Below are 26,095 nucleotides of genomic sequence, written 5' to 3'. Positions count from 1 at the left end.
GGATCAGCCCCGGACGAGGCGCAGGAATTCCTCGCGCGTCCGGGGGTCTTCGCGGACGGTGCCCAGCAGGCAGCTGGTCGACAGGCTGGCGCCGGGGACGTCGACGCCGCGCATGGTCATGCAGCTGTGCTCGGCCTCGATGACCACGCCGACGCCGTGGGGACGCAGGACGTCCTGGATGGCGTTGGCGATCTCGGACGTCATCTTTTCCTGGATCTGCAGGCGGCGGGCGAAACCGCGCACCACCCGGGCCAGCTTGGAGATGCCGACGACGCGATCGGTCGGCAGGTAGCCGACGTGGGCCTTGCCCACCACCGGCAGCATGTGGTGCTCGCAGAAGCTGACGAAGCGGATGTCCTTCAGGACCACCAGCTCGTCGTAGCCGCCGACTTCCTCGAAGGTCTTCTCCAGGTATTCGCGCGGCTCGACCTCATAGCCCTGGAACAGCTCGCGATAGGACTTGGCCACGCGCTTGGGCGTTTCCAGCAGGCCCTCGCGGTCGGGATTGTCGCCCGCCCACTGGATCAGGGTGCGGACGGCGGCTTCGGCTTCGGCCTGCGAGACGGAGGGTTTGTGCGCGTGGTCGGTCATGGCTTGTCCATATAGCCGGACCGGCCGATCAATCCAGCCGTCACCGCATCTTCCTTCTCCCCCTGAGGGAGAAGGTGGCCCGTCAGGGCCGGATGAGGGGTGTCGGCGGGACGCCTTGGAAGCTGTGGCGCGAGCGCGGCGGGCTTCATCGGATACGAGGCGCTCACACCCCTCATCCGTCAGGCTTCGCCTGCCACCTTCTCCCTCAAGGGGAGAAGGGAGATCGTGCGTTTCTAAACGGCCTGTTAACCATCCTGTCGGCATTTTCTGCCCAGTTCCCGGGAGTGGTGATGAGCGGCGCGGAAGTTCTGGATATTGGCCGTGACGCCATCTGGCTGACGATCCAGCTGTGCGCCCCCGTGCTCGTCGTCGGACTGGTGGTCGGCGTGGTCATCGGCCTGTTTCAGGCCCTGACGCAGATCCAGGAGCAGACCCTGATCTATGCGCCCAAGATCATCGCCATCTTCGTCTCGCTGCTGCTGTTCCTGCCGCTGATGGGGGCGCTTCTGGGCGGCTTCATGCGCGAGATCGCCGCCCGCATCGCCGGCATGTAGGTCGCCGCATGGAGCCTTACGCCACCGCCGAACAGATCTGGGCCGGCGGCCTGATCTTCGCGCGCATCGGCGCGATCCTGATGACCATTCCCGGCATTGGTGAATCCTATGTGCCGCCGCGCGTGCGCCTGTCGCTGGCGCTCCTGCTGTCGCTGGTCATGTGGCCGCTGGTGGCCGGGACCCTGCCGGCCCTGCCGCCGACCCTGGGCGGCATGGTGGGCTGGATCATCCGCGAGGTTCTGACCGGCCTGGCCATCGGCGTCATCCTGCGCAGCTTCATGACGGCCCTGGTCACGGCGGGCGAGATCATCTCGCAGCAGACGACGCTCGGTTTCGCCCAGACCGCCAACCCCTTGCAGGCCTCGCCCGGCTCGACCCTGTCGGCCTTCCTGATGCTGTTGGGGGTGACGCTGATCTTCGCCACCAACACCCATCACCTCTTCATCGCCGGCATCCTGGGGTCCTACGAGGCCATTTCTCCGGCCAAGCCGATGATCGCCTCCGATTTCGCCGCCTTGGCCGTCAAGACCCTGGGCCAGAGCTTCATGCTGGGGGTCCAGCTGTCGGCGCCGGTCCTGGTCTTCGCCCTGATCTTCAACCTGGCCTCTGGCCTGATCGCGCGGGTCATGCCGGCGTTTCAGGTCTATTTCGCCGCCGCCCCGCTCAGCGTCCTTCTGGGCCTGTCGATCTTCGCGCTGAGTCTGGGCGTGATGGGGACCATCTTCATCGACCGCTATCGCGCCCTGGCGCGGGTGTTCACGGGAGGGAGCCTTGGCTGAAGGTTCCGATCCCGAGTCGAAAACCGAAGAGGCCACCCCGCGAAAGCTTGAGGAGGCCCGAAAAAAGGGCGACGTCGCCAAGTCGCCGGACGTGGCGGCGGCCATGTCCCTGGCCGGGGCGGTCGCGGTCCTGCTGATCGGGGGCGGCTATTTCTCGCAGCAGATGGCCGAGGACATGCTGCCCTTCCTGGCCGAGCCACACGCCATGATCGGCGGACTGGAGGCCGGTGCCGGGATCGAGATCGGCATGCGCGCCGTCTGGGCCGTGACGCCCTTTCTGGCGGCCCTGATGCTGGCGGTCGTCATCGGCGGGGTGGGCGGCAACCTGGCCCAGTCGGGCTTCCTGTTCACCGCCGAGAAGATCAAGCCCAAGTGGTCGGCGGTCAGCCCGCTGTCGGGCTTCAAGCGCATTTTCGGCCCGGACGGCATCGTCCAGTTCATCAAGACCTTCCTCAAGCTGATCGCCATCGGCGCCGTCTGCTGGTGGGTGCTGAAGCCGCACACGCGCGAGTTCGAGAACCTGGCCGCCATGAGCCCGGCCATGATCCTGCCCTTCGCACGTGACCTGGCGGGGTCCTTGATGATCGCCGCCCTGATCTTCCTGGGCTTCACCGCCGGGGCCGACTTCATCTGGCAGAAGTTCCGCTTCGCCAAGCGGATGCGGATGACCAAGGAAGAGACCAAGGAAGACTACAAGCAGACCGAAGGCGACCCCCATGTGAAGGGCAAGCTGCGTCAGATCCGCATGCAGCGCAGCCGCCAGCGGATGATGCAGGCCGTGCCGACCGCCACCGTCATCGTCACCAACCCGACCCACTATTCGGTGGCCTTGCGCTATGAGCCGGATCAGGGCGACGGCGCGCCCATCTGCGTGGCCAAGGGCGTGGACGCGGTAGCCCTGCGCATCCGCGAGCTGGCCAGGGAGAGCGGCGTGCCGATCGTCGAGAACGTGCCCCTGGCCCGCGCCCTCTATGCGACGGTCGATGTCGACGAGGTCATCCCGCGCGAACACTTCGAGGCGGCGGCCAAGGTGATCGGCTTCGTCATGCAGGGACGCAAGCGGCGGTGAGGCGCGCCCACTTGATCCTCCCCCGTGCAACGGGGGAGGGGGACCGCCGCAGGCGGTGGAGGGGGCGGCTTCAGGCTGGCGCTCTGATCTTCTTGCGCCGTGAGCCGCGCCTTGGCTCTTCCTGGACGCGTCTCGATCCCGCCCCCTCCACCATGCTGCGCATGGTCCCCCTCCCCCGCGTTGCAGGGGAGGATCGCTCTCTCGTTAGGGCGCACGAACGAGCTTCGGTATGCTGATGGTTAATGATTCGCGCGGGCAGGACGCCATGACGATTTCCCGGCCGAAGGCGGCGACGACGCGCCGTCCGACCTTTGATCCCCTGCTGGTGGTGATGGCCCTGGGCTTCGCCCTGGCGGTCGCCGCCATGGTCTATCCGGCGTTCCGCGCCAACGCCTTCACGGCGCCGGGGCTGATCCTGATCTTCGCGGCGGGGGCCACGGCCCTGATCTGGCTGTTCGCCTTCGGCCGGGCCGAGGTGCGCCGCGCCCACGGCGACACGGCGGTCGAGATGCTGGACGCCATGGCCGAGCCGGCCGCCCTCGTTTGGCCCTCGGGTCAGGTCCTGGCCTACAACGGCGCCTGGGCCGAGGAGAACGGCGCCGTCACCGCCCTTCCGCGCGGCAAGTCCGCCCAGGCCCTCTACATGGCCTTCGCCCAGGCCCGCGAAGGGCATCAGGGCCGCGCCATCGTCCAGATCGGCGCCCGCGAGATCGAGGTCCTGATCGGTCAGGCGGGGCAGGGGCGTTTCCTGGTCCGCGCCGCGCCCGACGCCGTCCTGCCGGTGCCGCAGACCGCCCCCGCCGCCGCACCCGCCAAGGTCAGCGGCGAGGCCCGCGCCATGGCCGCCGGCGCCCCCTTCGGCTCGACCGTCATCGCCGGCGACGACCTGTTCGCGGGCAGGGCCGAGGATTCCAATGCGGCCCTGGCCGTCCTGACCGGCCCCGCCGCCTCGGGTGACGCCGCCTTCGGCCACCTGTTCGACCTGGCGGGCGTGACCGAGGCCAAGGCCAAGCTGGCCGCCGGGTCTTCGGGACCGATCGAGCTGGTGGCCCGCGCCTATCCGGATCGCCACCTGCACCTCTATGTCGCGCCGGAAGGCGACAAGCGCCGCGTCTGGCTGTTCGACGTCTCGTCGCAGAAGTCGATGGAGCTGCAGCTGTCGCAGGCCCAGAAGATGCAGGCCGTGGGCCAGCTGGCGGGCGGCGTGGCCCACGACTTCAACAACCTGCTGACCGCCATCCAGATGCAACTGTCGGAGCTGCTGGAGCGCCACCCGGTCGGCGACCCCTCCTATGACGGCCTGAACCAGATCCGCCAGACCGGCATCCGCGCCGCCGATCTGGTGCGCAAGCTGCTGGCCTTCTCGCGCAAGTCCACGGTGCGGCGCGAGCGGCTGGACCTGGGCGAACTGGTCGGCGAGTTCGCCGTCCTGCTGCGCCGCCTGCTGCGCGAGGACGTGCGTCTGGAAACCGACTACGGCCGCGACATGCCTCTGGTTCTGGCCGACAAGAGCCAGCTGGAAACCGCCGTCATGAACCTGGCGGTCAACGCCCGCGACGCCATGCGCGGCGTGGTCGAGCCGGGCGCGGGCGTGGTCACCATCAAGACCCGCCGCCTGACCGAGGCCCAGGCCCGCGACATGGGCTGGCGCGAGGCCGCGGGCGAGATCGCCCTGATCGAGGTGTCGGACACCGGCCCCGGCGTGCCGCCCGAACTGCTGGACAAGATCTTCGAGCCCTTCTTCACCACCAAGGCGGTCAACGAAGGCACCGGCATGGGCCTGGCCACCGTCTACGGCATCGTCCAGCAGGCTGGCGGCCACATCAGCGTGACCAATATCGAGGGGGCGGGCGCCGCCTTCCGCATCTTCCTGCCCGCCGCCTCGGCCGAGGAACTGGTCGCGGCCCCGGTGGTCGAGAAAGCGGTCAAGGCCGCGCCGCGCGACCTGTCGGGCGCGGGCCGCATCCTGTTCGTGGAAGACGAAGCCGCCGTGCGCGGCATCGCCGCCCGCCTGCTGCGCCAGCGCGGCTATGAGGTGATCGAGGCCGCCGACGGCGAGGAGGCCCTGATCCTGGCCGAGGAATGGGCGGGTCAGATCGACATGATGATCTCCGACGTCATCATGCCGGGCCTGGACGGTCCGTCCCTGCTGCGCAAGGCGCGGCCCTATCTGGGCGACGCCCCGGTCATGTTCATCTCGGGCTATGCCGAGAGCGACTTCTCGGACCTGCTGCAGGACGAGACCGGCGTCTCCTTCCTGCCCAAGCCGCTGGACATCAAGACCCTGGCCGAACGCGTGAAGCAGGAACTGCACGCGGCCTGAGCCCGCACCGCCGTCATCCCGGGGCTACGCCGCAGAACCCGGGACCCAGGCGGCGGATCACAGGCTGGGTCCCGGCAGGTCCAGGCGCCTGGGTCCCGGCTCTTCGCTCCGCTGCGGTCGGGATGACGGCGGGGAAAGGCGCGGGAACGAAAGTCCGCTTTCAAGCCGGGGGCCGATGTCCGCAAACGACCCATTGCGGACATTCAGGCGGACCAGCCCAAAGGGCAATTCTTGACGCGAATGAGCCCTTGGGCAGGTCTGCTTGTCGATCGTGACAGCGCCACCGCCCTCGACCTTATCGCGTCCGCCTGGTCCAACGAGGCTGTCGCGCAGGGATGATCTTCACCCCTCCGTGATAATGATGTCAGCGTCTCGTCGAAGATCGACAATGCAGGGAGCGGCAAGAGCCTGTCTTAATCCGGGCCAGGACGAGTCCTGTAATGCGCGCGGGCGAACCGCCTTTTGCTCCCAGAGTTGCATCGCCCCTTGATAGTTTGGGGCACTCTTTCGTGTAGCGCTGCAGTCGGAACAGGCACCGGTCAGGACGCTTCCTTCGGGTGATCAAAGGAAGAACTACATGACAGATATCCAGCCTGACCCGTCGAATCCCGAACCGGGAGACGACTTGGACCCCAACGACTTGCCAGCGCCTGAGCCGGACAATGAGGGGGACGACGAGGGGCAAGAACACAGCCAGGAAAACCCTGGCGTGGAGCAATCGCGCGCTGACAACGCCTGATCCTGCATCACCAATAGAGGTCTCGCCTCAACGGCGAGACCTTGATCGCCAGGAGAGAAAAATGGCTGAGAAAAATCTCAACACGCTGTTCCATGACACGCTCAAGGACATCTATTACGCCGAACGGAAAATCCTGAAGTCACTGCCAAAAATGGCGCGCGCCGCACAAGCTCCGGAGCTGAAGGCTGCATTCGAAAAGCACAAGGATCAGACCGAAGGGCAAATCGAGCGACTTCAGCAGGTTTTCGAAATCATCGGCAAACCTGCGCGCGGCAAAACGTGCGACGCCATCGAAGGGATTCTCGCTGAGGGCGACGAAATTATCGAGGAATACAAGGGGACGCCCGCCCTTGACGCTGGCCTCCTGGCTGCGGCCCAAGCCGTCGAGCATTATGAGATCACTCGCTACGGAACGCTGAAACGATGGGCAAACGTGCTGGGGCTGGCGGATGCAGCAGCCCTGCTCGACGAGACGCTTCAAGAAGAGTCTCAAACGGACGTCGATCTCACCTCAATCGCCGACGCTGCCGTCAATGCAGAGGCGCTGAGGCCCGCCGCCTAGACCTCAGTGCTAAAATCTCCCGTCGGAAAGACGCCCGATCTAGCGATGATCTGTGTTATGGTGGTTCATCGCTGGCCAGACTTATCGGGCGTCAGCGGCTGGAAGAGATCGGTGACGCACGCCGCACACTCCCGCCTGAAGGCAGGAGCTGTTTTGTGAATCCCTACCGTATTTTCCGTTTTGGCTTGGCCAGCGAGTTGATCGGCACGACCGAAGTCGATTGCCAAACCGACGAATGCGCTCTGAAAGAGATGACAGCCGCCCGGCATGCAGCGCCGGCTCTTGAGCTATGGCAAAGCGGACGCCTTCTTGCGCGAACCGCTACGGCGCCCGCCTGAGATGACCGCGATGGAAACCCGAAGGAAGGAAGCCGCGGAGCGTGCTGAGGTTTACGCCCCCAAGCCAACAGGAGGCGCCTGGCTGGCTGGAGCCTGCGGTGCGGTTGTTGCGATGGTCGTCTTGTTCACCATCGGCAAGATCTACGAGTTGCCTCTGCAGCCCAATCTGATCTTCGCGGCGCCGATCGTGCTCACCGCCTTTGTGTCGGTCTATATTGGCTATCGGCGGGCCCGCGATAAGAACCGAAAGGCGCAAGCCGACGAGGTTGAAAAGGGCCGATAGCTGACGTCGACGGCGACCGCTTTCCGGCTAGGCGGCCGGCGTCTGCTTTGCGCTCTATGGTCTCCAGTTCAGGTTGTGGGAAAGGTATCTGGGCGTGCCCCCAAGCGCGCCCGGCTGGGCGCGCAGTGTGCGCCGAGTGATTATTCGCTCAATATTCTGGGCATTGTCCCATTCCGAGACTCGCGTTACGCGAGTTTTCGGGGGCGTGATCATCAGTCAGGAGGGCTGACCATGGGGCAAGCGTTGCTGAACCGTTCCGCGCAAGTGTTGCGGGCGATTGGCGAGACAGAAAACTATGACGTCATGGATCGGCTGGAGGTCATGGTCCTCAAGCACAATCCGAAATCACTGCCGGAAGCCGCGACGATGCTCGATGTGGTCGCTGTGAACGTCGCCGCCGGGCAGAGGTGTGACGGACTGGATTTCAGGGCAGTTCAGGTCGTCGCCAGCTTCCTGCGAGAGCAGCACCCCTGATGGCCGATCCGGAAGCGATTGCTCGGCTTCACCCGCCTCCGGCATCAAACGATGGATAAGCCAGGGGATATGTGCCACTGCTTTCTGCCTGCCGATCAACGGTAGAATGCGAGCTGAAAACCATCGGTTTTGCCCCGCCAAATCGCCTCTCCGATGGGGAGGGCGCTATGGTGGACGCAGTCATCCTTCGTTGCAGGCGATTGATGCCTGATCGGCCGGATCGCATCTGGTACGAGTATGCACCGCTAGTGAATGGCAGGCCCAAGCGGCGGCCCACCCACATGATGGCCACCGTTGAAAGCGCCTCGGCTCTTGCCGTGCGATCAGGCTTCACCGTCCATCCCGATGTGATCAATTATCGCGTACCCTAGGCCGCGCTGGCGACACGGGGGGTGAAATGGAAAAGCGACCCGAGGCAGGACTGGTCTTCTTGCTCATCATCGCAACAGGTGTATTCGCCGTCCTGAGCGTCATCATGCTCTGGGAGCGGACAAGATCGCTGCTCGCAACCGTGGCGTGACCCTGCGCCCCCTTCGAGAGTTCGGGCCCGGGTCGACCTAGCCTTGGGCGGAGCTTCGATGGGTATGATTGGAGCAGCGCTCGTTCGCCAGATCGCTCGATTCACTGACCGCGCGTCCGCTAACCACCCTCAGGTAAACTTCGGTTCACGACCCGTTACGGACGAAGACGGCGGTATCAGTCAGATGGCCAAGATCGGAAATCCATTCGGGCAAAGACGGGGACCTCGACGCTTTTGCTCCGGTCATACTTATTGATGTGGGTGCCGGGAGCGGAGGCGTGAGCCATCCAAATGTCGGCGTCGCGACCGGTTGCCGTCACTTCGATAATCTCTCCGGCGAAGATCGCCTTAAGTATGGCAACACATTCAGTGACCGCCTCGACCTGAACGCGGGCATGGCCGAGAAAGACGAACGCTCCCTTTAGAGAGGGACTGACCACAACGCCGGTCTTAAGCCCATTCCTGCGCCAGATAAGGAGGCCATCATCTCCATTAATCCTCAGTCGCGCCTTTGGACGCTGATAGAGAAACTCCGATGAGATGCGCTCGAAAAAGTCTTGAAGCGTTATTTTTTTGCGGACGGCCATGCGTTTAACGACAGCGACTCCGTCCAAACGTCAATATCCGCTTCCCACCCCTGGCGGCCAATCCATGGTTCTGCTCTCGGGCAAGGCTCGGGCGCCGATCGTTGCTGTTGACCTCGATCAGGCGTCATCGTCGGCGGCTTGGCCGATGAAGCGCGCGTGGGGTATCGGAGCTTATGAAAATTCTCAAAGCCCTGATGCCGGTTGTGGCGCTTATGTCGTGCGCTGCGGCGCCCCTGCCTGACGAGCGGACCATTCCCGAACGGTTTCGCGGTGAGTGGAACAGCAATCCGGCCGACTGCGGAACGCCCGACAATGATTCCGTGATGGTGATCGCGGCCGACCGGATCGACTTCTACGAAAGCTCGGGCCGCGTCAGAGGGGCTTTCCTCGACGGGGCCGATCAGGTCCTGATCGTGCTTGAGGTCAGCGGCGAGGAGGAGACCTCGACGACCGCCTTGCGGCTTGGCGTTTCGGCCGATGGAAGCCGCCTCACGGAATATAGCGAGAGCGTCGAACCCTTCGTTCGGCGCCGGTGCCCGGCGACGTCTCGCTAGGCGCGGAGAAGCGAGGGCCTTCGCCCTTCACCCGCCACCGCCTGTCCGGGTGTGTTCCACGGTCGTGCGGCTCTCGCCGTCGGGGCCGGTGGTCGTGGTGGTGGTCGTCGTCGTGGTCCGCTCCCACAGGGTGCAGTCCATTGACGAACCGCCGCCGGGCTGAGGCGTGGTTCGGCATTGCGTGCTGGCGGCCGCGTCCGCCGCGCGCAGGGCCTCCGTCGGGCCGGTCGAGCAGGCGGACAGGGCCAGTCCGGTCGCCAGGACGACGTAAAATCTCAACATGGGATCCCCCTCGCAACGACCGATCGCCAGTCTGCCTGACGCGGCGGGCCGCACAAGTCCCCAGGCGCGTTTCGGGGCGCGGACTAGATTCTCAGGTCGAAATGGCGCGGTTCGCCGTCGCGGCGTTCGCGGGCGGCGTCGTGCAGGGTGTCGGCCAGGTCGAGCAGGTGATGGCGGCGCAGGCGCGGGATGATCTCCAGCAGTTGCAGCCTCAGGGTCTCCGCTTCGGCGTCGCTGAGCGGCGCGACGGAGCGGGCGGATCGGGCAGGCACGGCGATCCTCCATCAATGCGCCTCGGGGAGGCGGCGCGAACCTTGGAAACGGCTGTTTCGCCCTTCCGGTTCCGGATTGGGCCGCATCGAGGGAAAAAACTGAACAAACTCCGCCGTAAAGGCTTGGGTCTTTCGTGCGCCGCCCTAGATAGGGGCCAGACGAATCATAACCCGGAAGAGGAACCTCCCATGGCCTTCACCCTGCCCCCGCTGCCCTACGCCTATGACGCGCTGGAACCGGCCATCGACAAGGAGACGATGACCTTCCACCACGACAAGCACCACCAGACCTATGTCGACAACCTGAACAAGGCCGTGGACGCCGACGCCTCGCTGCAGGGCAAGTCGCTGGAAGAGATGTTCGCCGAGATGTCGAAGCTGCCCAAGGCGGTGCGCAACAACGGCGGCGGCCACTGGAACCACAGCCTGTTCTGGGAACTGCTGGCCCCGGCCGACCAGGCCGGCGAACCCTCGGCCGAGCTGGCCGCCAAGATCGACGCCGAACTGGGCGGTCTGGACAAGTTCAAGGCTGACTTCGACGCCGCCGGCGCCGGTCAGTTCGGTTCGGGCTGGGCCTGGCTGATCCTCCAGGACGGCAAGCTGAAGGTCACCTCGACCCCGAACCAGGACAACCCGCTGATGGACGTGGCCGACGAGAAGGGCGCTGTCCTGCTGGCCGCCGACGTCTGGGAGCACGCCTATTACCTCAAGTACCAGAACCGCCGCGTCGACTACCTCAAGGCCTTCTGGTCGGTGGTGAACTGGAACAAGGTCAACGAACTGTACGAAGCCGCCAAGGGCTGAAACGCCCGCGCAGCTTGACTCCGGGGGGGCGGGCCTTCATAAGCCCGCCCTTCTCGCATCGGGTTTCGGCCCGAGGCGCGAACTGACTACGGACGATGCGTGGACCGCCGTTGAGATCGCCGCTCCAATCGGGGAGGGGCCGGGCCGCATCAGCATGAAGAGTGATCTATGTCGAAGCGCCATAGCGCCAAGTACAAAATCGACCGCGCCATGGGTGAAAACCTGTGGGGCCGCGCCAAGTCGCCGGTCAACAAGCGTTCGTACGGCCCGGGCCAGCACGGCCAGCGTCGTAAGTCGAAGGTTTCGGACTTCGGCCTGCAGCTGAAGGCCAAGCAGAAGCTCAAGGGCTACTACGGCAACATCACCGAGAAGCAATTCTCGGCCATCTACGCCGAAGCCGGCCGCCGCAAGGGCAACACCTCGGAAAACCTGATCGGTCTGCTGGAATCGCGCCTGGACGCCATCGTCTACCGCGCCAAGTTCGTCCCGACCGTCTGGGCCGCTCGCCAGTTCGTCAGCCACGGCCACGTGACCGTCGACGGCAAGAAGGTCGACATCGGTTCGTACCGCGTCAAGCCGGGCCAGGTCATCGAGGTCAAGGAAAAGTCGCGCAACATGGCTCTGGTGCTCGAAGCCCAGCAGTCGTCGGAACGCGACGTGCCTGACTACCTGGAACAGGGCGACCGTGGTTTCTCGGTCCGCTACGTGCGCGTGCCGGAACTGTCGGACGTGCCGTACCCGGTCAAGATGGAACCGAACCTGGTCGTCGAATACTACTCGTCCTGATTTCAGGCGATCGACGATAGAGTTGATGGAAGCCCCGGTGAAAACCGGGGCTTCTTTCTTATTCAGCCTGCGCTGTTCCCTTACGGAAGGAAGCAGCGCATTCTGCCCCGGCGGAGAGGCTCCGCTCCGGAAGGTCCCGATGAGACGAACCACCGCCCTCTGCGTCGCCGCCGCCGCCCTTATGGTCGCGGGCTGCGCCCTGACCGGCGATCCCCGGGTGTCGACCGCCGGCATGCCGGGACAGCTGGAGCCCGTCCACGCGGCCGCCTTCACGCACGACACCGCGCTTTTCCGGGTCAGCTCGAACGGTTGCACCAGCAAGGCGGACGTCCAGCCCTTCATCACCCACACAGGCGACAGCGCGGTCATCACCCTGCGCCGCGTGGACGAGGACCGCTGTTCGGATGTTCGTTCGGACGGGGTCCAGCTGCAGTGGTCGTTCGAGGAGCTGGGGCTGGAGCCGGGCGCCGAGGTTTCGGTCAACAATCCCTACATGATGCCGCAGGACAGCGCCGCCAACGGGGCCTCCTGATCTTCGGCAAGGCTTTGTTAGTCATGTCGGACGACCGCGGATTAAGGAATGGACGGGTAAGGGCCTGATCCCCCCTGTCGCATTCTCCGTTCGGTTTTCATGCGTATCGTCGACTGCCTGGCCAACGCCCATAATCTGGCGCTGGTCGCCCTGGCCGCCCTGATCTGCGTTCTGGGCAGCTGGATCACAGTAAGCTTGCTGAAGCGGGTTCGCAGTACGCGGACCGGTACGCGCGCCGCCTGGGTCTTCCTGGGCTCGGTCGCCGGCGGCGCCACGGTCTGGTGCACCCACTTCGTCGCCATGATCGCCTATGAACCCGGCGTCCAGGTCACCTATGAGCCGGGCCTGACCGGCCTGTCGCTGCTGGTGGCGATCTGCGGCAGCGGCGCGGCCCTGCTGACGGCCTCGCAGCGGTTCAAGGGGGCGGCCCTGGCCGGCGGCCTTCTGTTCGGTCTGACGGTGGCGGGGATGCATTTCATCGGCATGGCGGCTTTCGCGGTCGACGCCGTGATCCAGTGGTCCGGCCCCTATGTGGCCGTGGCCGTGGCCGGCTCCCTGCTGTTCGGCGCCGCCGCCTTCAAGGTCGAGAAGCTGTCCACCACGGCGCGCGGCGGCGGATTGGCGGTTCTTCTGCTGGTCCTGGGCATCGTCGTCCTGCATTTCACGGCCATGTCGGCCATGACCGTTCTGCCCTTCGCGCCGCTGGACGGCGTCCTGACGGGCGACGACGCCAAGCAGGCCCTCGCCATCGGCGTGGCGGGCGTGGGTCTGCTGGTCCTGGGCGCCGGCGCCGCCAGCTATGTCCTGGACGCCCAGTCGCGCAGCCAGGCCGAAGTCCGCCTGCAGCACCTGATCGAGGGCGGCGTGGACGGCATGGCGGTCGAACGCGACGGCGTCATCGTCGGCGTCAACAGCGCCCTGTTGCAGCTGGTGGGCGTCGAACGCGAGGCCCTGCTGGGCCAGAAGCTGTCGCGCTGGGCCGAGGATGTCGCGCGCCTGACCGACGGGGACATGGTGCAGTCGTCGCTGACGAACGAGGCGGGCGAGGTCCTGCCGATCGAACTGGCGGCCAAGCGCGACCACGGCAGCGAGGGCGAGGTCATGATCTACGCCGTGCGCGACCTGCGTGCGCGCCAGGCCCAGGAACGTCGCATCGCCCACCTGGCCCGCAACGACAGCCTGACCGGCTTGCCGAACCGCGCCTCCTTCCTGGAGCGCCTCACGCGCCAGACCGCCACCATCAGGCCGGGCGAGACCCTGGCCCTCTTCGCTCTGGATCTGAACCGCTTCAAGGAGGTCAACGACCTCTATGGCCACGCGGTCGGCGACCAGCTGCTGTGCCGTATCTCGGACCACCTGCGCGAGGTCCTGCATGAGGGCGAGTTCATCGCCCGTCAGGGCGGGGACGAGTTCGTCGCCATGGCGCCGGTGTCGTCGCGCGCCGAGGCCGAGGCCGTGGCCCGTCGCCTGCGCGCCGCCGTCATCCGTCCGGTGACCATCGAACACGCCGACCTGTCGTGCGGCGCCAGCATCGGCGTCTCCCTGTGGCCCGAGGACGCCGACGACCTGTCGACCCTGATCAATAACGCCGACCTGGCCATGTATCGCGCCAAGGCCTCGCTGACCCAGGACATCTGCTTCTACGAGGCGGACATGGATCAGGCGGTTCGTGCGCGCCGCCGGGTCACCCAAGCCCTGCGCGAGGCCATCGATAACCAGCGCTTCGAGCTGCACTATCAGGTCCAGGCCTCGGTCCAGACCGGCAAGGCGACGGGTTATGAGGTCCTGCTGCGCTGGAAGGACGAGGACGGCCGCTACATCTCGCCGGCCGACTTCATTCCGGTGGCGGAAGAGACCGGGCTGATCCTGCCGATCGGCGAATGGGTGCTGCGTCAGGCCTGCAGGCACGCCGCCGCCTGGCCCGAGCCGCACAAGATCGCCGTCAACCTGTCCCCGGTGCAACTGGGCCATGTGGACCTGCCGCGTCTGGTGCAACAGGTCCTGCAGGAGACGGGTCTGGACGCCACGCGTCTGGAGCTGGAGATCACCGAGACGGCCATGATCAGCGACATGGAGCGGACCACCCATGTGCTGCGGCAACTGAAGGCCCTGGGCGTCACCATCGCCATGGACGACTTCGGCACCGGCTATTCCTCGCTGTCGACCCTGCGGGCCTTCCCCTTCGACAAGATCAAGCTGGACCGGTCCTTCATGACCGAACTGGACGGCGCCGAGCCTCAGTCCCAGGCCATCATCCGCGCCGTCCTGACCATCGGTGAAAGCCTGTCGATCCCCGTGCTGGCCGAAGGCGTGGAGACGGCTGAACAGCTGGCCTTCCTGCGCGCCCAGGGCTGCAACGAGGTCCAGGGCTATCTGCTGGGCCGTCCCCAGCCCGAAGCCGACGCCCTGACCAACGGCGCCGCCGTGGTGGCGACGCCGCCGTCCGGCGAGGCTCAGCCCGCCGGGGTCCGCGCCGCCGCATAGCCAGGCCAGTGGGCGGCGCCCGCTCGTTCGTACTGGACGGGCAGGGCCTCCGGCTGACCCAAGGCCACGGCGGCGTGGTGGCCCCAGTTGGGGTCGTCCAGCACGGCGCGGGCGACCGCGATCAGGTCGGTCTTGCCCTCGGCCAGCAGGGCTTCGGCCTGTTGCGGGGTGATGATCATGCCGACCGCCATGACATTGGCCTCGGGGACCGCCGCCTTGACCGTCTCGGCGAAGGCGACCTGATAGCCGGGCTCGGCGCCGGGGATGCGGGCCGTGGCGACATTGCCGCCGCTGGTCAGGTGCAGATAGTCGTAGCCCATGGCGTGCAGGGCCTGGCCGAAGACGGCGGCCTCGTCGGGCGTGATGCCGCCCTCGGTCCAGTCCGAGCCGTTGAAGCGCACGCCCAGGGCCTTGGTGCGGGGCCAGGCGTCGCGCAGGGCCTGGGCCACCCGCAGGGGGAAGCGCATCCGGTTCTCCAGCGAGCCGCCGTATTCATCCGTCCGTTCATTGGACAGCGGCGACAGGAACTGGGTCAGCAGATAGCCGTGGGCGGCGTGCAATTCGACCAGATCGAACCCGGCGCGGTCGGCGCGCCTGGCCGAATCGACGAAGGCCTCGACCACCCGGTCCATGCCGGCCTGATCCAGGGCCGTCGGCGTGTGCCAGTCGTCCTTGAAGGGCTGGCTGGATGCCGAAAACGTCTCCCAGGCCTTGTCGGCGGGGGCGGGGCCGCCCCGGTCGATCCACGGCGGATTGGTCGAGGCCTTGCGCCCCGCATGGGCTAGCTGGACGCCGATCGGCGTGTCCGAATAGGTGCGGATGTCGCGGATGATCCGGGCGAAGGCGGCTTCCTGTTCGTCGTTCCACAGGCCTGTGTCGGCCCATGAGATGCGGCCCGCCGCCTCGACGCCCGTGGCCTCTATCACCACCAGTCCGGCGCCCGACAGGGCCAGGCGGGCGACATGCTGGGCGTGCCAGGGCTGGGGCACGCCGTCCACGGCCGAATACTGGCACATGGGGGCGATGACGATGCGGTTCTTCAGCGTCAGCGGCCCGACGGCGCGCGGGGTGAACAGCAGGCTCATGCAATGATCTTTCGATGATGTCCCGGGGAGGCGGCCACAGTAGCTATGACTGTGGCGGTTCCGTTCAAGTCCCGCCTTTCCGATTATTCACGTGATCTGGAACGGCGACGCTGGCAGTTTCCGGCCAGCAAAGAAGGGGAACACCTATGCGCCGTATCGTCATCGCTCTCGCCGTCGCCGCCATCGCCGCGCCCATGCTCTCGGGCTGCATCATCATCGCCAGCGACAAGCCGACCACCCGCGTCATCCACTCGAACTCGACCGAGTCGAACTGATGCGTCTGGCCGTCGTCGCGACCGTCGCCCTGCTGCCGCTGCTGGGCGGCTGCGTCATCTATTCGAGCGATGGCGAGGAGCGGAAGGTCAACATCAACAACCAGGCCGTGGTCCAGGCCGAAGCCCTGGAAGCCGTCCGCAAGGTCGACTTCGACGGCCAGCGCCTGACCGTCGTGGTCGGCTCCAACGGCTGCACCGAGGCGTCCAGCTTCGAGGTCAGGATCAAGGATACGGACCCGGCCGAACTCAGCCTGATCCGCCGCGCGCCTGACCTGTGCAAGGCCATCGTCCGCGAAGGCGTCGCCGTCAGCTGGACCTACGCCGAGCTGGGCCTGAACACCGGCCAGCACGTGCGCGTGCTGAATCCCGTCAGCTTGTAGGGAAAAGCCCTTCTCCCCTTGAGGGAGAAGGTGGCCCGTTAGGGCCGGATGAGGGGTGTCGGCGCGACGACCGCTTACGTCACTCAGGCGGCGAAGTCTCTATCGGATACGAGGCGCACACACCCCTCATCCGTCAGGCTTCGCCTGCCACCTTCTCCCTCGAGGGGAGAAGGAAGAGGCTAGGCCGAAAACGGCCCCAGCATTTCCGCGGGGATGCGGGCGGGGCGCAGGGTGGCGGCGTCGACCAGGCACCACTCCGAGAGCCCCTGGGCGCAGACCCGGCCTTCGCTATCCTCGATACGGACATAACGGTTGAAGCGCGGGCCTTGCGGTTCGCCGACCCAGGTGCGGGCGGTCACGCCGGTCGCCCCCGGCGCGATGGCGCGCAGGTAGTCGATCTCGTGCCGCAGGGCGACCCAGGACCACTTCGCCCGGGTCTCCTCGTCGAAGCGCGCGTTCCAGTGGGCCGTGCCGACGTCCTGCAGCCAGCCGACATAGACCACGTTGTTGACGTGGTTGTTCTCGTCGATGTGTTCCGGCCGCACGTCCAGCGGGACGACGAAGACCTCGCGGTCCTCGCGCGGGGTCAGTTGCGGCCGGGCCATCCGGGCTTAAGCCTCGCCGAGGGCGACGCCCTTCTCGGTCATCAGGGCCTGCAGTTCGCCGGCCTGGAACATTTCGCGGACGATGTCCGATCCGCCGACGAACTCGCCCTTCACATAGAGCTGCGGGATGGTCGGCCAGTCGGTGAAGCTCTTGATGCCGTCGCGCAGGGCCTCGTCCTGAAGCACGTCGACGCCGACGAAGGGGGCGCCCACGTGATCGAGGATCTGCACCGCCAGCGAGGAGAAGCCGCAGCGCGGCGAATCCGGCGTGCCCTTCATGAACAGGACCACGTCATGCTCGGCCACGGTCTGGGCGATGAAGGCGTGGACGGGATCGGCGGCGGCGTCGACAGTGGTTTGATCGGTCACGGTAAGGGGCCTTTCAGAGAAGCCCGTCAGCTAGGCGCCCAATGGGGCCGGGTCAAGGCCGCTGCGGCGTAAGGGCTCAGGCGGTTTCCGGCGCCCGGGCCAGACGCTCGGCGCGCTGGGCCAGAACCGGGGCGCCGTATTCGCGCGCCGTGGCGGCGGCTTCCGTCAGCATCAGACCCAATTCGCGAGGGGCCTGACCGGTCCAGCGGGCGCGGGCCAGGGCGATTCGCGCCATGCCGATCTGATCGGCGGCCCAGTCCAGCGGCGTCGAAACCACGGCAGGACGCACCAGGCGTCGACGCAGTCCGGCCTCGATCTCCAGCAGGGCGGTCAGATCGCCGACCGAGCCGGCGCGTGACGTCTCCTGGGCCACGCGCCGTTCGTGGGCCAGGGCGCCCAGGATCAGGCCGCCGCCCTCGGTCAGGGCTTCGGCCTGGACCAGAGCCAGCAGGGGCAGGGCCTCGCGTTCGGCGCGCAGCACCTGGATGGCAGCCCAGTCCAGCGGGCTGTGATCGGGGGTGAACTGGTCGGCGGCGGCGTCGAACAGGGCCTGGGCCTGATCGCGAGCGGGCATGTCGTCGGCGATGGCGGCCAGGGCGGCCATGCCCGCCGCGCACAGGGCCAGGGCTCGGGCGCGGCTGAGGGGGCGTTGTTCAGGCGCGGCGGCCTCGACCAGGGCCCGCAGGTCGCCGCCGGCCTCGTCCAGCAAACCCGGATCATGCGCCGCCAGCCCGGCCTCGAGCAGCAGGCCGGCCCGGTCCAGGCGCAGGTCGTCCTCGATCGGGCGCTGCTGTCCCTTCAGCCCGCGCAGGGCGCCGTCCAGCAACAAGGCGGCCTCCTGAAGCGCGTCGCTCTGGCCGGACAGCGAGGCTTGCCGCGCCCGCAGCCGGGCGTGCAGGGCGGCGACCGCGGCGGCGGTGTCGCTTCGGCGCGCGGTCGGCAGGGCGGCCAGCAGGGTCAGGACGGCGTCCAGCCGCCCCGGCTCGCCGCAAAGGTCGAAGGCCAGCATCCCGCTTTGAGCCAGTTCCAGCGTGGCGCGAATGGTCTGGTCGTCGTTATGGGCGTGGCGGGCGGCGTCGCGGGCGGCCGCCTCGGCGCGCTCAAGGCTGCTCGCCGCACCGCTGCGACGGGCGTGCTCGCGCCACAGGGCCGAGGCGCGCAAGCTGGCGTCGTGGGGGCGGGCGCAGGAGACGCGGCCGGCTTCCACGGACTGTTGGCGGGCCTCCGCCTCGACCAGACCGACTCCGATCAGCTCCAGCCAGCCGAGATCGTCGCTGTCACGCGCCTTTTCGAACAACCGTCGCAGATCCCTGCCGAATTCGAACATCCCAGACCTTTGTCGTCCCGCTTCGGGATCGCGAGGGCGATCCTGCAGACGCACAAGCAAACGCAGCGCCGCCGGATGGGTTCGACTTGAGCATATTCGCGAATTGTGGACCGGGCCTTCCTCTCCATTCCATGGCGAGGAAAGCGGTCATCGCCGCGTTCAGCCCAGGCGCGGAGTCTTCTGACGACAACGCTGCAGCACGGCGCGCGCCTCGGCCTCGCCCGCTGACAGGCGTTTCACCGAATCCAGGCGGGCGCGGGTCTGTTCCAGCTCGGCGTCGTCCGGATTGCGTCCAGCGGCGGTGGCCGCCTGCATGGCCGCCAGCGACCAATAGAGGGCGGCGTCATAGAGGCTCCGGCCGTAGCGGCTTTCGCCGCCCTCCAGTTCCGACGCCGCCTGGGTCAGGCCAGCGCACCGCACCGCCTCGTCGTAGGAGACGAGCCGGGTCGTCTGGGCCGGGCCCAGAACCGCTAGCGCGGTTGCGACGACAGCGATGAACATCAGAAACTCCACGGCGCCCCGAGGAAAAAGAAGCCCGGCGCCGCATCTCCCTAGAGAACCACGGTCGTGTGTCGGATGAAAGACGTGTTCAGTAAAGCTTCAGGTTGCAGTCCATCCGTCTGCGGGCGCGGTCGGCATGGCGCGGCCCTGATCGACCAGCCAGCGGACAAAGGCGCGTCGCGCGCGTGACGGCTCGCCCGCGCCGGGGATGGCCGCGACCGCTCCGCCGTCGGCCTGAAACCCGAAGGGCGCCAGCAGCCGACCATCGGCCACGGCCTCGGCCGCCAGGGCCCAGGGCAGGACCGCCGCGCCCCAACCGGCCAGGGCCGCGTCCAGCACGAAGTGCAGGTGGGCCACCGGGCGTTCGGATGCGGCCGTCGAGCGACGCCCGCTCAGCGCCGACCAGTCCTTCCAGCCGCTGAGATGGGTGCGGGCCACCAGACGCGGGGCGTCCAGCACCGCCGCGTGCAGGTCCTCGCCCGCCAGAGCCCCGACCAGAGACGGCGCGATGACCGGACCGACGGCGTTGGGGATGATGCGCTCGGCCTTCAGCGTCTCGATCCGCTCGGGGCCCAGCAGGCGCAGCACCACGTCGGCCCCGCGCCGACTGACCGCATGGGGCGCCAGTTCGACCAGATGCACCCGGATCTCGGGGTGCAGCCGCCCGAAGTCGGCCAGGCGCGGGATCAGCCACTTGACCGACAGGCTGGCGTTGACGGCGACATGCAGGTCCTGACCCTCGCTGCGGGCCCGCGCCACGGCGGCGGCGAGGCCGTCGAAGGCGGCGGTCAGGCCCGGCAGCAGGTCGCGCCCCGCCCGCGTCAGGCTCAGGGCGTGACGCGGCCCTTCGAACAGCCGGACCCCCATCTGCGCCTCCAGCGCCTTGACCTGACGGCTGACGGCGCTGTGGGTCACGTTCAGCTCGGCCCCGGCCAGGGTGGCGCTGCCGGTCCGCGCCATGGCCTCGAAGGCCCGCAGCGCGTTCAGCGAGGGCAGGGCGCCGGAAGCTGTGAGGTTTTCGAACATGCCTTTCCCGATAGGTCGCTTTCGTTCCGGCGGCAATGCGGTGACACCGGCCCATGTCGTCGCCCGCTGCTCACCGCCTGATCGTTCCCGTCCTCGGCTTCGGCCTGATCGTCGCCTTCGCCTCCAGCTACTACCTGCTGGGGGTGCTGGCCGAGCCGCTGGCGGCGGGGACGGGGACCACGCCGTCGCTGGTCTTCGCGGGACTGTCCGGAGCCTTTCTGGTCTCGGCGGCGCTCAGCCCGTTTGGCGGGCGCTGGGTCGACCGGCGCGGCGGCCGCGAGGTGCTGACCGTCGCCTCGGTGGTCTTCACGCTCGGTCTGGCGGGGCTGGGCCTGTCGCAGGGGCCGGTCAGCGTGGTCGGGGCCATCCTGACGCTGGGGATCGGCATGGGCGTCGGCTTCTACGGTCCCGCCTTCGCGGTGCTTGTGGCCATCCACGGCGAGGAGGCGAAAAAGCCGATCACGGCGGTGTCCCTGATCGGGGCCTTCGGCGGGGCCCTGGGCTGGCCCATGACCCTGGCCATGATCGAGACGGTCGGCTGGCGCGGGGCCTGTTTCGGCTGGGCGGGGCTGCACCTGCTGGTCTGTCTGCCGCTGTATCTGACCCTGCTGCCGGACGGGCGGGCGGGGCCGCGTCCTTCGGCGGACGGCGAGCCTGTACGCTGGGACGGGCGGATGATCCGGCTGGCGGTCCTGTTCGCCGGGGCCTGGTGGATCGCCACGGCCATGAGCGCCCACCTGCCGCGTCTGCTGGGCCGGCTGGGGCTGGACCCGGCCCAGGCGGCGGGCGCGGCCAGCCTGATGGCCGGGGCGGCGGTGGTCGTGCGGCTGCTGTCCTTCCTGACCGTCGGCAAGGGCTCGCCGGTCGTGGTCCTGCGCTTCGCGACCCTGCTGCACCCGCTGGGGGCGGCGGTGGCCTTCTTCGGCGGCAAGTCGCTGGCCGGGGCGGTGGCCTTGGGTCAGGGGGCGGGCAACGGCCTGCTGTCCGTGGCCTCGGGCGTCCTGCCGCTGCACCTGTTCGGCAAGGCGAACTACGCCACGCGTCAGGCCCTGATCCTGACCCCGGCGCGCTTCCTTCAGGCGGCGGCGCCGCTCAGCTACGGTATGGTGCTGGACCGCTCGGCGGGACTGGCGCTTCTGGCCTCCAGCCTCGTCTGCGTCCTGATGTTCGCCATGACCTTCGGGCTGGAGCGGCGGGCCTAGATCACCGGCTCGGCGTCCACGCACATCGCCGCCCGGCGCGGCGCGCGGCGGTCCAGCCTGGTCCATGCGGCGGCCAACCCCTCGACGGCGCGGTCCAGATCGGCCTCGTGGCGGCTGAAGGGCAGGCGCAGGAAGCGCTCATAGGCCCCGTTGATCCCGAAGCGCACGCCCGGCGCGATGCGCACGCCGTGGTCCGGCGCGGCCAGGGCCAGCCGCGTGCTGTCGGCCCGGGGCAGTTCGACCCAGAGCGACAGGCCGCCCTCGGGACGGCGCGTCTTCCAGTCCGGCAGGGCCTCGGCCAGCCGGGCGCGCAGATGGACCTCCTGCCGCGCGATGGTCCGGCGCCGCGCGTCCAGCGGCGCAGGGTCGCCGCTCAGCAGGACGGCGGCGGCCAACTGCTCCATGACCGGCACGCCCAGGTCCAGCGACGGGCGTCGGCGGATCACCACGTCTATGACGTCGGCGTGGGCGCGCAGCCAGCCGACCCGCAGGCCGCCCCAGTAGGGCTTGCTGGTCGAGCCCAGCCGCACGACGTGGGGACCGTGATCGACGGGCGGCGGCGGCGGGCGGTCGAACCACAGCTCGCGCAGGGTGTCGTCCAGCACCAGCAGGGCCCCGACGCGGGCCGCCGCCGTCGCCAGCGCCGCCTCGTCCGCCGCCGACAGGACATGGCCGGTCGGGTTCTGGTGCGCCCCGATCAGATAGACCAGGCGCGGCCGGACGCGGGCGATGGCCGCCAGCATCCCGTCCATGTCCCAGCCCTGCGGCGTCATGGCCACCGGCGTCAGGTCCAGCCCCGCCTGCACCAGGGCGTCCAGCGCATGGGGATAGCCGGGATGCTCGACCACCACCCGGTCGCCGGGCCGCGTCGTCGCCCGCAGCAGGATGGCCAGGGCCCCCAGCGCCCCCGCCGTGACCACGATCTGATCGGGGGCGGTGGCCAGACCCTCGGCGGCGTAGCGGTCGGCGACGACGCGGCGCAGTGCCTCGATCCCCACCGGCTCATAGCCCCGGCCCGGCAGATGGGCGGGCAGGGCCTCCAGCGCGCGGGCATAGGCGGCGTGGACCTGTTCGTCGGCGGGCATGGAAGCGGTGGCCATGTCGATGACGCCGGGCGTGTCGTCGCCCTGCATCGGCCCGTCCAGCCGCCGGGGGCGCGAGGCGGCGCTGGCGGGCAGGGCGGTGACGCTGCCCGATCCCGTCCGGCTGACGACGAAACCGTCGGCCCGCAGCCGGTCCAGCGCGGCGCTGACGGTGATGCGGCTGACGCCCAGCGTTTCGGCCAGTCGCCGCTCCCCCGGCAGGCGCGCATTCAGCGACAGCCGCCCGTCGAGGATCAGCAGCTTGAGCGACTCGGACAGGCGGCGATAGGCGGGCTCGCCGTCCGGCCCGCGCCAGTTGTTCAGCTGACGCGATAGGGAGACGGGGTTGACGAGCAGATCGCGCATAAGGCCATCGTCACGAAAGCGGCTCTATAAAACAAGGCCAATTAACGCCTGTATGGCCCCATGTTCATGCGTCGCTTCATCCAGCTTCAGATCGGCCTCCTGCTCTACGGGGCGTCCCTGGCCCTGATGGTTCGGGCGGACCTCGGCCTCAATCCGTGGAGCGTCCTGCATCAGGGCCTGTCGGAGCGGACCGGGATCAGTCTGGGCATGGTCGTCAATCTGGTCGGGCTGCTGGTCCTGCTGGTCTGGATCCCGCTGCGCCAGAAGCCGGGCGTGGGCACCATCTGCAATGTCCTGCTGATCGGCACGGCGGCGGATGTGGCCCTGTGGGCCCTGCCGCCCATCGAGGGTCTGGCGCTGCGGATCGCCTTCCTGACCGCCGCCATCGTGCTGAACGGCGCGGCGACGGCGGCCTATATCGGCGCCGGCCTCGGCCCCGGGCCGCGCGACGGCCTGACCACGGGTCTGGTCCGCATCACCGGCTGGCGCATCGGCTGGGCCAGGACCGCCATCGAGGTCGGGGTCCTGGTCATGGGCTGGCTGCTGGGCGGCGTCGCCGGGGTCGGCACCGTCCTCTACGCCCTGGCCAACGGGCCTCTGGTCCAGTGGTTCATGGCCCGCTTCGAGATCGCCCCGAAGCGGGAGACCGAGCTCGCGCCGTCAGTCTGAGGCGACTTCGTCCGTCTCGGCTCGGATCTGATCCAGCAGGGCGCGGGCGCGCTCCACGTATGGGCCGCCGTGCGGGTTGTTAGCCACCGGCGTCAGCATGGCCGCCGCCTCCTCGCGCTGACCGACGTGCAGCAGGGCGTCGGCGGCCTGGGCCCGTGCGCTCATCACCTGCGGGGCATAGGCTACGGCGAGCCGCCAGGTCTGCAAGTCGTTTTCATTGGGATAGGTGTCCGCGATCCGTCGGAGGCGGGCGAGGGCCAGATAGATGCGGTAGTCGGTCGGGTCGGCCTGCAGCGCCCGCGCCAGATAGGCTTGCGCCTCGACGTATCTCTGAGCCCGCATGTCGGGGGCGTCGTCCCCGGCCTTGATGCGGGCGCCGGCCAGCAGTTGCAGCGCTTCGGAATCTTCAGGCGCGACCACCAGCGCCTGTTCCAGAGCGGCCTCGCCGGCGGCGGCGTCGCCCCAGTTCAGTTCGGCCCGCCCCAGGGTGACCAGGGCCAGTCGGTCGGCAGGATGGCGAGCGGCGTCGGCGCGCACCTTTTGCAGCAGGGCCTGACCTTCGGCTTCGTCCTTGGGATAGCGGATGTTCAGGCTGTCCAGCAGCATCCGGTCAGCGCTGGGCGGCAGGGTCTGGAAGCGCATCGCCGAACCGGTTTCAGCCATGCGGATCTCCGCATAGTTCATGGTTCCGCGCAGATAGGCCTTCAGTGCGGCCTCCAGACTGTCGGGCGTGTGTCCCAGATGGGTCTGAAGCGCCTCGACCGGCGGCGTCCCCTGCGCCACCGCCGCCAGATAGGCGTCCAGCCCCTGACGGCGCCCGGCGTCCATGAACATGTAGTGGGTCAGCAGCCAGGACTGGGCGTAGAAGGCGCTGCGCGCGCGTCGGTTTTCAAGGTCTCGGGGGCGACTGGTCAGCAACTGTTCGACCGGAATCCAGTCGACTTCGTTCAACGTCCGAAGGCGACCCGGATTGAAATAGCCGACCGTCACCTTGTCCGCATTATCGACCGAGGCGGTCATGAAGAACTCGGCGAAGCCCTCGGTGAACCAGCCCGGATAGCCGCCGGGGAAGTTCTGGAACATGAAGTGGTGGGCGTATTCGTGGAACAGGATGTCGTCGCCGCTGCGCCGGTTCAGCACGGCATAGACGTCGGTCTCGCTGGCGGAATAGAAGCCGGCGACCCCCTCGGCCAGGTTGGGGTTCACCTGCCGCAGCTCCTTGTTGGTATAGACCAGATAGACGGGCAGCTTTCTCGCCCCGTCCATCGGCGGCACGCTCAGTTGGCGGCGCAGCAGGGCGTCAAAGCGCTCCAGCCGCTCGGCATGGCGGCGCAGGTCGCCCTCGGTGCCTTCGCCATGGACCAGGAAGTTGGCCGTCTCGGCGCGCCGCCACTCGGCCTGAGCCGCTTGCGCCGAAAGCAGCAGGACGACGCCGCCCAGAAGCAGACCGCGCCAGGCCGAGGCCGACCGGCGGCCACGCGCGCCATCTCGCTGAATCATCATGTCGGCATCCCCCCGTTTCACAGATTACCGACCGCGCGTGACAATCGCAAAACGACGGTTGGCCGCAGGCTGAACGCCGCGTCCGAAGACCGCCAGACCTCGGCGTCGGGCCATGAAAGGAAGGCGGCCTCCTTCATCCCGCACGAGGTCGTCATGCCTGCTCTCACTGACAAGGTCGCCGTCATCACCGGCGCCAGCTCCGGCATCGGGGCCGCCGCCGCCCGCCTGTTTGCGCGGGAGGGGGCGGCGGTGGTCGTCACCGCCCGGCGCGAGGTCCAGCTTCTGGCCCTGGTGGCGGAGATCGAGGCGGAGGGCGGCCGCGCTGTCGCCGTGGCGGGCGACATCCGCGACGAGGCCCTGGCCGAGCGGCTGGTGAGCACGGCGATCGAGCGCTTCGGCGGGCTGGATGTGGCCCTGAACAACGCCGGGGCCATCGGGGTCAATGAGCCGACGCCCGAGATCACGCTGGAGCGCTGGCGCGACACCCTGGACGTCAACCTGACGGCGGCCTTCCTCGGCGCCAGGCATCAGATCCCGGTGATGCTGGAGCGGGGCGGCGGCTCGCTGATCTTCACCTCGACCTTTGTCGGTCACGCCATCGGCATGCCGGGCATGGCGGCCTATGCGGCGGCCAAGGCGGGTCTGGTCGGCCTGTCGCGGGTCATCGCCGCCGAGTGCGGCGCACGGGGCGTGCGCAGCAACTGCCTGCTGCCCGGGGGGACCGACACCGAGGCCGGGCGCGAGTTCGCCCACACGCCCGAGATCATCGCCTTCGTCGAGGGGATGCACGCCCTGAAGCGGATGGCGACGCCGGACGAGATCGCCCGCGCCGCCCTGTTCCTGGCGTCCGACGCCTCCAGCTTCATGACCGGAACGGCCATGCTGGTCGACGGCGGCGTGTCGATCAGCAAGACCTGAGACGGGCGCCGTCGCTGTTCGTCCGCAGCCCTTGTCGTCAGGCGGGCAGACGCCAGTGGCGCCGCAGGATGAAGGCCATGGCGAGCGCGATCAGGGCGTGCGTCGCCACGAACATCCAGGCGAGCGGCGTGTCTGGGCCCTGGCTCAGCCGCCAGATGACGATGGTGATGTTGCCGCTCAGGGCGACACCGCAGATGCCGAGGACCAGATTGCTTCGATATTGAACAGCCATGAACGGATGGAACCCGCCCATG

30 protein-coding genes are annotated in these 26,095 nt (G+C 68.0%); 17 read left to right on the top strand and 13 right to left on the bottom strand.

Annotated features, from left to right (window positions below; all coding sequences use genetic code 11):
* Positions 1-3: 3 nt before the first annotated feature.
* Complete coding sequence (folE, locus tag ACZ5XO_RS12400; RefSeq protein WP_464162645.1) at positions 4-591, bottom strand: GTP cyclohydrolase I FolE; 588 nt, start codon at positions 589-591, stop codon at positions 4-6.
* Between the two features lie 287 nt (positions 592-878).
* On the opposite strand from folE, the gene fliQ reads away from it, so the two are divergent.
* From fliQ to ACZ5XO_RS12365, 7 genes are all read left to right on the top strand, one after another.
* Entirely contained in the window at positions 879-1,145 is a 267-nt protein-coding gene (gene fliQ, locus ACZ5XO_RS12395; protein ID WP_199183609.1) for a flagellar biosynthesis protein FliQ, read from the top strand.
* Between the two features lie 8 nt (positions 1,146-1,153).
* Complete coding sequence (gene fliR / locus ACZ5XO_RS12390) at positions 1,154-1,924, top strand: flagellar biosynthetic protein FliR (protein WP_464162644.1); 771 nt, start codon at positions 1,154-1,156, stop codon at positions 1,922-1,924.
* Positions 1,917-2,993 carry a flagellar biosynthesis protein FlhB gene (gene flhB / locus ACZ5XO_RS12385; RefSeq protein ID WP_464162643.1) on the top strand — a complete coding sequence of 359 codons (1,077 nt, stop codon included), beginning with the start codon at positions 1,917-1,919 and terminating at the stop codon, positions 2,991-2,993. Before fliR ends, flhB begins: the two co-directional genes overlap by 8 nt.
* A gap of 265 nt (positions 2,994-3,258) precedes the next feature.
* The gene (gene cckA / locus ACZ5XO_RS12380) at positions 3,259-5,316 is read left to right on the top strand and encodes a cell cycle histidine kinase CckA (RefSeq protein WP_464162642.1); all 2,058 of its coding nucleotides are present in this window, start codon (positions 3,259-3,261) and stop codon (positions 5,314-5,316) included.
* Between the two features lie 800 nt (positions 5,317-6,116).
* Positions 6,117-6,617, top strand: a complete 501-nt coding sequence (locus ACZ5XO_RS12375) for a YciE/YciF ferroxidase family protein (RefSeq protein ID WP_464162641.1) — start codon at positions 6,117-6,119, stop codon at positions 6,615-6,617.
* Positions 6,618-6,884: 267 nt separating this feature from the next.
* Positions 6,885-7,238, top strand: a complete 354-nt coding sequence (locus ACZ5XO_RS12370; RefSeq protein ID WP_464162640.1) for a hypothetical protein — start codon at positions 6,885-6,887, stop codon at positions 7,236-7,238.
* Between the two features lie 231 nt (positions 7,239-7,469).
* A complete protein-coding gene (locus ACZ5XO_RS12365) occupies positions 7,470-7,712 on the top strand; it encodes a hypothetical protein (protein ID WP_464162639.1) in 243 nt (80 codons plus the stop codon).
* Between the two features lie 696 nt (positions 7,713-8,408).
* Here ACZ5XO_RS12365 and ACZ5XO_RS12360 read toward each other — a convergent pair.
* The gene (locus ACZ5XO_RS12360; protein WP_464162638.1) at positions 8,409-8,819 is read right to left on the bottom strand and encodes a hypothetical protein; all 411 of its coding nucleotides are present in this window, start codon (positions 8,817-8,819) and stop codon (positions 8,409-8,411) included.
* Positions 8,820-8,992: 173 nt separating this feature from the next.
* On the opposite strand from ACZ5XO_RS12360, the gene ACZ5XO_RS12355 reads away from it, so the two are divergent.
* Positions 8,993-9,373 (top strand): hypothetical protein, encoded by a 381-nt coding sequence (locus tag ACZ5XO_RS12355; protein ID WP_464162637.1) that lies wholly within the window; start codon positions 8,993-8,995, stop codon positions 9,371-9,373.
* A 27-nt stretch (positions 9,374-9,400) separates the two neighbouring features.
* Here ACZ5XO_RS12355 and ACZ5XO_RS12350 read toward each other — a convergent pair whose 3' ends face one another.
* Together ACZ5XO_RS12350 and ACZ5XO_RS12345 are read right to left on the bottom strand one after the other, a co-directional pair.
* A complete protein-coding gene (locus tag ACZ5XO_RS12350; protein WP_464162636.1) occupies positions 9,401-9,655 on the bottom strand; it encodes a hypothetical protein in 255 nt (84 codons plus the stop codon).
* An 83-nt stretch (positions 9,656-9,738) separates the two neighbouring features.
* On the bottom strand, positions 9,739-9,927 hold the full coding sequence (locus tag ACZ5XO_RS12345; RefSeq protein ID WP_464162635.1) for a hypothetical protein: 189 nt from the start codon (positions 9,925-9,927) through the stop codon (positions 9,739-9,741).
* 189 nt (positions 9,928-10,116) lie between these two features.
* Here ACZ5XO_RS12345 and ACZ5XO_RS12340 point away from each other — a divergent pair, with 189 nt between their 5' ends.
* The 4 genes from ACZ5XO_RS12340 to ACZ5XO_RS12325 all read left to right on the top strand — a co-directional run bounded on the left by ACZ5XO_RS12340 (position 10,117) and on the right by ACZ5XO_RS12325 (position 14,533).
* The gene (locus ACZ5XO_RS12340; protein ID WP_464162634.1) at positions 10,117-10,731 is read left to right on the top strand and encodes a superoxide dismutase; all 615 of its coding nucleotides are present in this window, start codon (positions 10,117-10,119) and stop codon (positions 10,729-10,731) included.
* Between the two features lie 168 nt (positions 10,732-10,899).
* The gene (rpsD, locus tag ACZ5XO_RS12335; protein ID WP_464162633.1) at positions 10,900-11,517 is read left to right on the top strand and encodes a 30S ribosomal protein S4; all 618 of its coding nucleotides are present in this window, start codon (positions 10,900-10,902) and stop codon (positions 11,515-11,517) included.
* A 139-nt stretch (positions 11,518-11,656) separates the two neighbouring features.
* Positions 11,657-12,049: a hypothetical protein gene (locus tag ACZ5XO_RS12330; protein ID WP_464162632.1), complete on the top strand. Its 393-nt coding sequence runs from the start codon at positions 11,657-11,659 to the stop codon at positions 12,047-12,049.
* A gap of 99 nt (positions 12,050-12,148) precedes the next feature.
* Positions 12,149-14,533, top strand: a complete 2,385-nt coding sequence (locus ACZ5XO_RS12325) for a bifunctional diguanylate cyclase/phosphodiesterase (RefSeq protein WP_464162631.1) — start codon at positions 12,149-12,151, stop codon at positions 14,531-14,533.
* Here the strand turns inward: ACZ5XO_RS12325 and ACZ5XO_RS12320 are convergent.
* The gene (locus ACZ5XO_RS12320; protein ID WP_464162630.1) at positions 14,503-15,618 is read right to left on the bottom strand and encodes an NADH:flavin oxidoreductase/NADH oxidase; all 1,116 of its coding nucleotides are present in this window, start codon (positions 15,616-15,618) and stop codon (positions 14,503-14,505) included. The genes ACZ5XO_RS12325 and ACZ5XO_RS12320 overlap by 31 nt on opposite strands.
* A gap of 146 nt (positions 15,619-15,764) precedes the next feature.
* On the opposite strand from ACZ5XO_RS12320, the gene ACZ5XO_RS12315 reads away from it, so the two are divergent.
* Both ACZ5XO_RS12315 and ACZ5XO_RS12310 read left to right on the top strand, forming a co-directional pair.
* Entirely contained in the window at positions 15,765-15,893 is a 129-nt protein-coding gene (locus ACZ5XO_RS12315) for a hypothetical protein (RefSeq protein WP_464162629.1), read from the top strand.
* Entirely contained in the window at positions 15,893-16,273 is a 381-nt protein-coding gene (locus ACZ5XO_RS12310; protein ID WP_464162628.1) for a hypothetical protein, read from the top strand. Before ACZ5XO_RS12315 ends, ACZ5XO_RS12310 begins: the two co-directional genes overlap by 1 nt.
* Before the next feature lie 179 nt (positions 16,274-16,452).
* Here the strand turns inward: ACZ5XO_RS12310 and ACZ5XO_RS12305 are convergent, their stop codons facing one another.
* The 5 genes from ACZ5XO_RS12305 to ACZ5XO_RS12285 form a co-directional block, all read right to left on the bottom strand.
* Positions 16,453-16,878 carry a thioesterase family protein gene (locus ACZ5XO_RS12305; RefSeq protein WP_464162627.1) on the bottom strand — a complete coding sequence of 142 codons (426 nt, stop codon included), beginning with the start codon at positions 16,876-16,878 and terminating at the stop codon, positions 16,453-16,455.
* A 6-nt stretch (positions 16,879-16,884) separates the two neighbouring features.
* A complete protein-coding gene (grxD, locus tag ACZ5XO_RS12300; RefSeq protein ID WP_464162626.1) occupies positions 16,885-17,247 on the bottom strand; it encodes a Grx4 family monothiol glutaredoxin in 363 nt (120 codons plus the stop codon).
* Positions 17,248-17,323: 76 nt separating this feature from the next.
* Positions 17,324-18,574, bottom strand: coding sequence for a hypothetical protein (locus tag ACZ5XO_RS12295; RefSeq protein ID WP_464162625.1), 1,251 nt, complete (start codon positions 18,572-18,574; stop codon positions 17,324-17,326).
* 159 nt (positions 18,575-18,733) lie between these two features.
* The gene (locus tag ACZ5XO_RS12290; RefSeq protein ID WP_464162624.1) at positions 18,734-19,075 is read right to left on the bottom strand and encodes a hypothetical protein; all 342 of its coding nucleotides are present in this window, start codon (positions 19,073-19,075) and stop codon (positions 18,734-18,736) included.
* Between the two features lie 99 nt (positions 19,076-19,174).
* The gene (locus tag ACZ5XO_RS12285; RefSeq protein ID WP_464162623.1) at positions 19,175-20,101 is read right to left on the bottom strand and encodes a LysR family transcriptional regulator; all 927 of its coding nucleotides are present in this window, start codon (positions 20,099-20,101) and stop codon (positions 19,175-19,177) included.
* Positions 20,102-20,154: 53 nt separating this feature from the next.
* Between ACZ5XO_RS12285 and ACZ5XO_RS12280 the strand changes: the two genes are divergently transcribed.
* The gene (locus ACZ5XO_RS12280) at positions 20,155-21,303 is read left to right on the top strand and encodes an MFS transporter (RefSeq protein WP_464162622.1); all 1,149 of its coding nucleotides are present in this window, start codon (positions 20,155-20,157) and stop codon (positions 21,301-21,303) included.
* Here ACZ5XO_RS12280 and yczR read toward each other — a convergent pair.
* The gene (gene yczR, locus ACZ5XO_RS12275; protein ID WP_464162621.1) at positions 21,300-22,751 is read right to left on the bottom strand and encodes a MocR-like transcription factor YczR; all 1,452 of its coding nucleotides are present in this window, start codon (positions 22,749-22,751) and stop codon (positions 21,300-21,302) included. The two genes, ACZ5XO_RS12280 and yczR, sit on opposite strands and share 4 nt — an antisense overlap.
* A 66-nt stretch (positions 22,752-22,817) precedes the next feature.
* On the opposite strand from yczR, the gene yczE reads away from it, so the two are divergent.
* Complete coding sequence (yczE, locus tag ACZ5XO_RS12270; protein WP_464162620.1) at positions 22,818-23,420, top strand: membrane protein YczE; 603 nt, start codon at positions 22,818-22,820, stop codon at positions 23,418-23,420.
* Here yczE and ACZ5XO_RS12265 read toward each other — a convergent pair.
* On the bottom strand, positions 23,412-24,923 hold the full coding sequence (locus tag ACZ5XO_RS12265; protein WP_464162619.1) for a DUF1570 domain-containing protein: 1,512 nt from the start codon (positions 24,921-24,923) through the stop codon (positions 23,412-23,414). The two genes, yczE and ACZ5XO_RS12265, sit on opposite strands and share 9 nt — an antisense overlap.
* Positions 24,924-25,076: 153 nt before the next feature.
* Here ACZ5XO_RS12265 and ACZ5XO_RS12260 point away from each other — a divergent pair, with 153 nt between their 5' ends.
* A complete protein-coding gene (locus ACZ5XO_RS12260) occupies positions 25,077-25,841 on the top strand; it encodes an SDR family oxidoreductase (protein ID WP_464162618.1) in 765 nt (254 codons plus the stop codon).
* 37 nt (positions 25,842-25,878) lie between these two features.
* On the opposite strand, the gene ACZ5XO_RS12255 is transcribed toward ACZ5XO_RS12260, so the two are convergent.
* On the bottom strand, positions 25,879-26,073 hold the full coding sequence (locus ACZ5XO_RS12255) for a hypothetical protein (protein ID WP_464162617.1): 195 nt from the start codon (positions 26,071-26,073) through the stop codon (positions 25,879-25,881).
* Positions 26,074-26,095 lie beyond the last annotated feature (22 nt).

Source organism: Brevundimonas sp. T2-11 (genome assembly GCF_055397675.1).
This window is presented reverse-complemented; position numbering and strand designations above follow the sequence as displayed.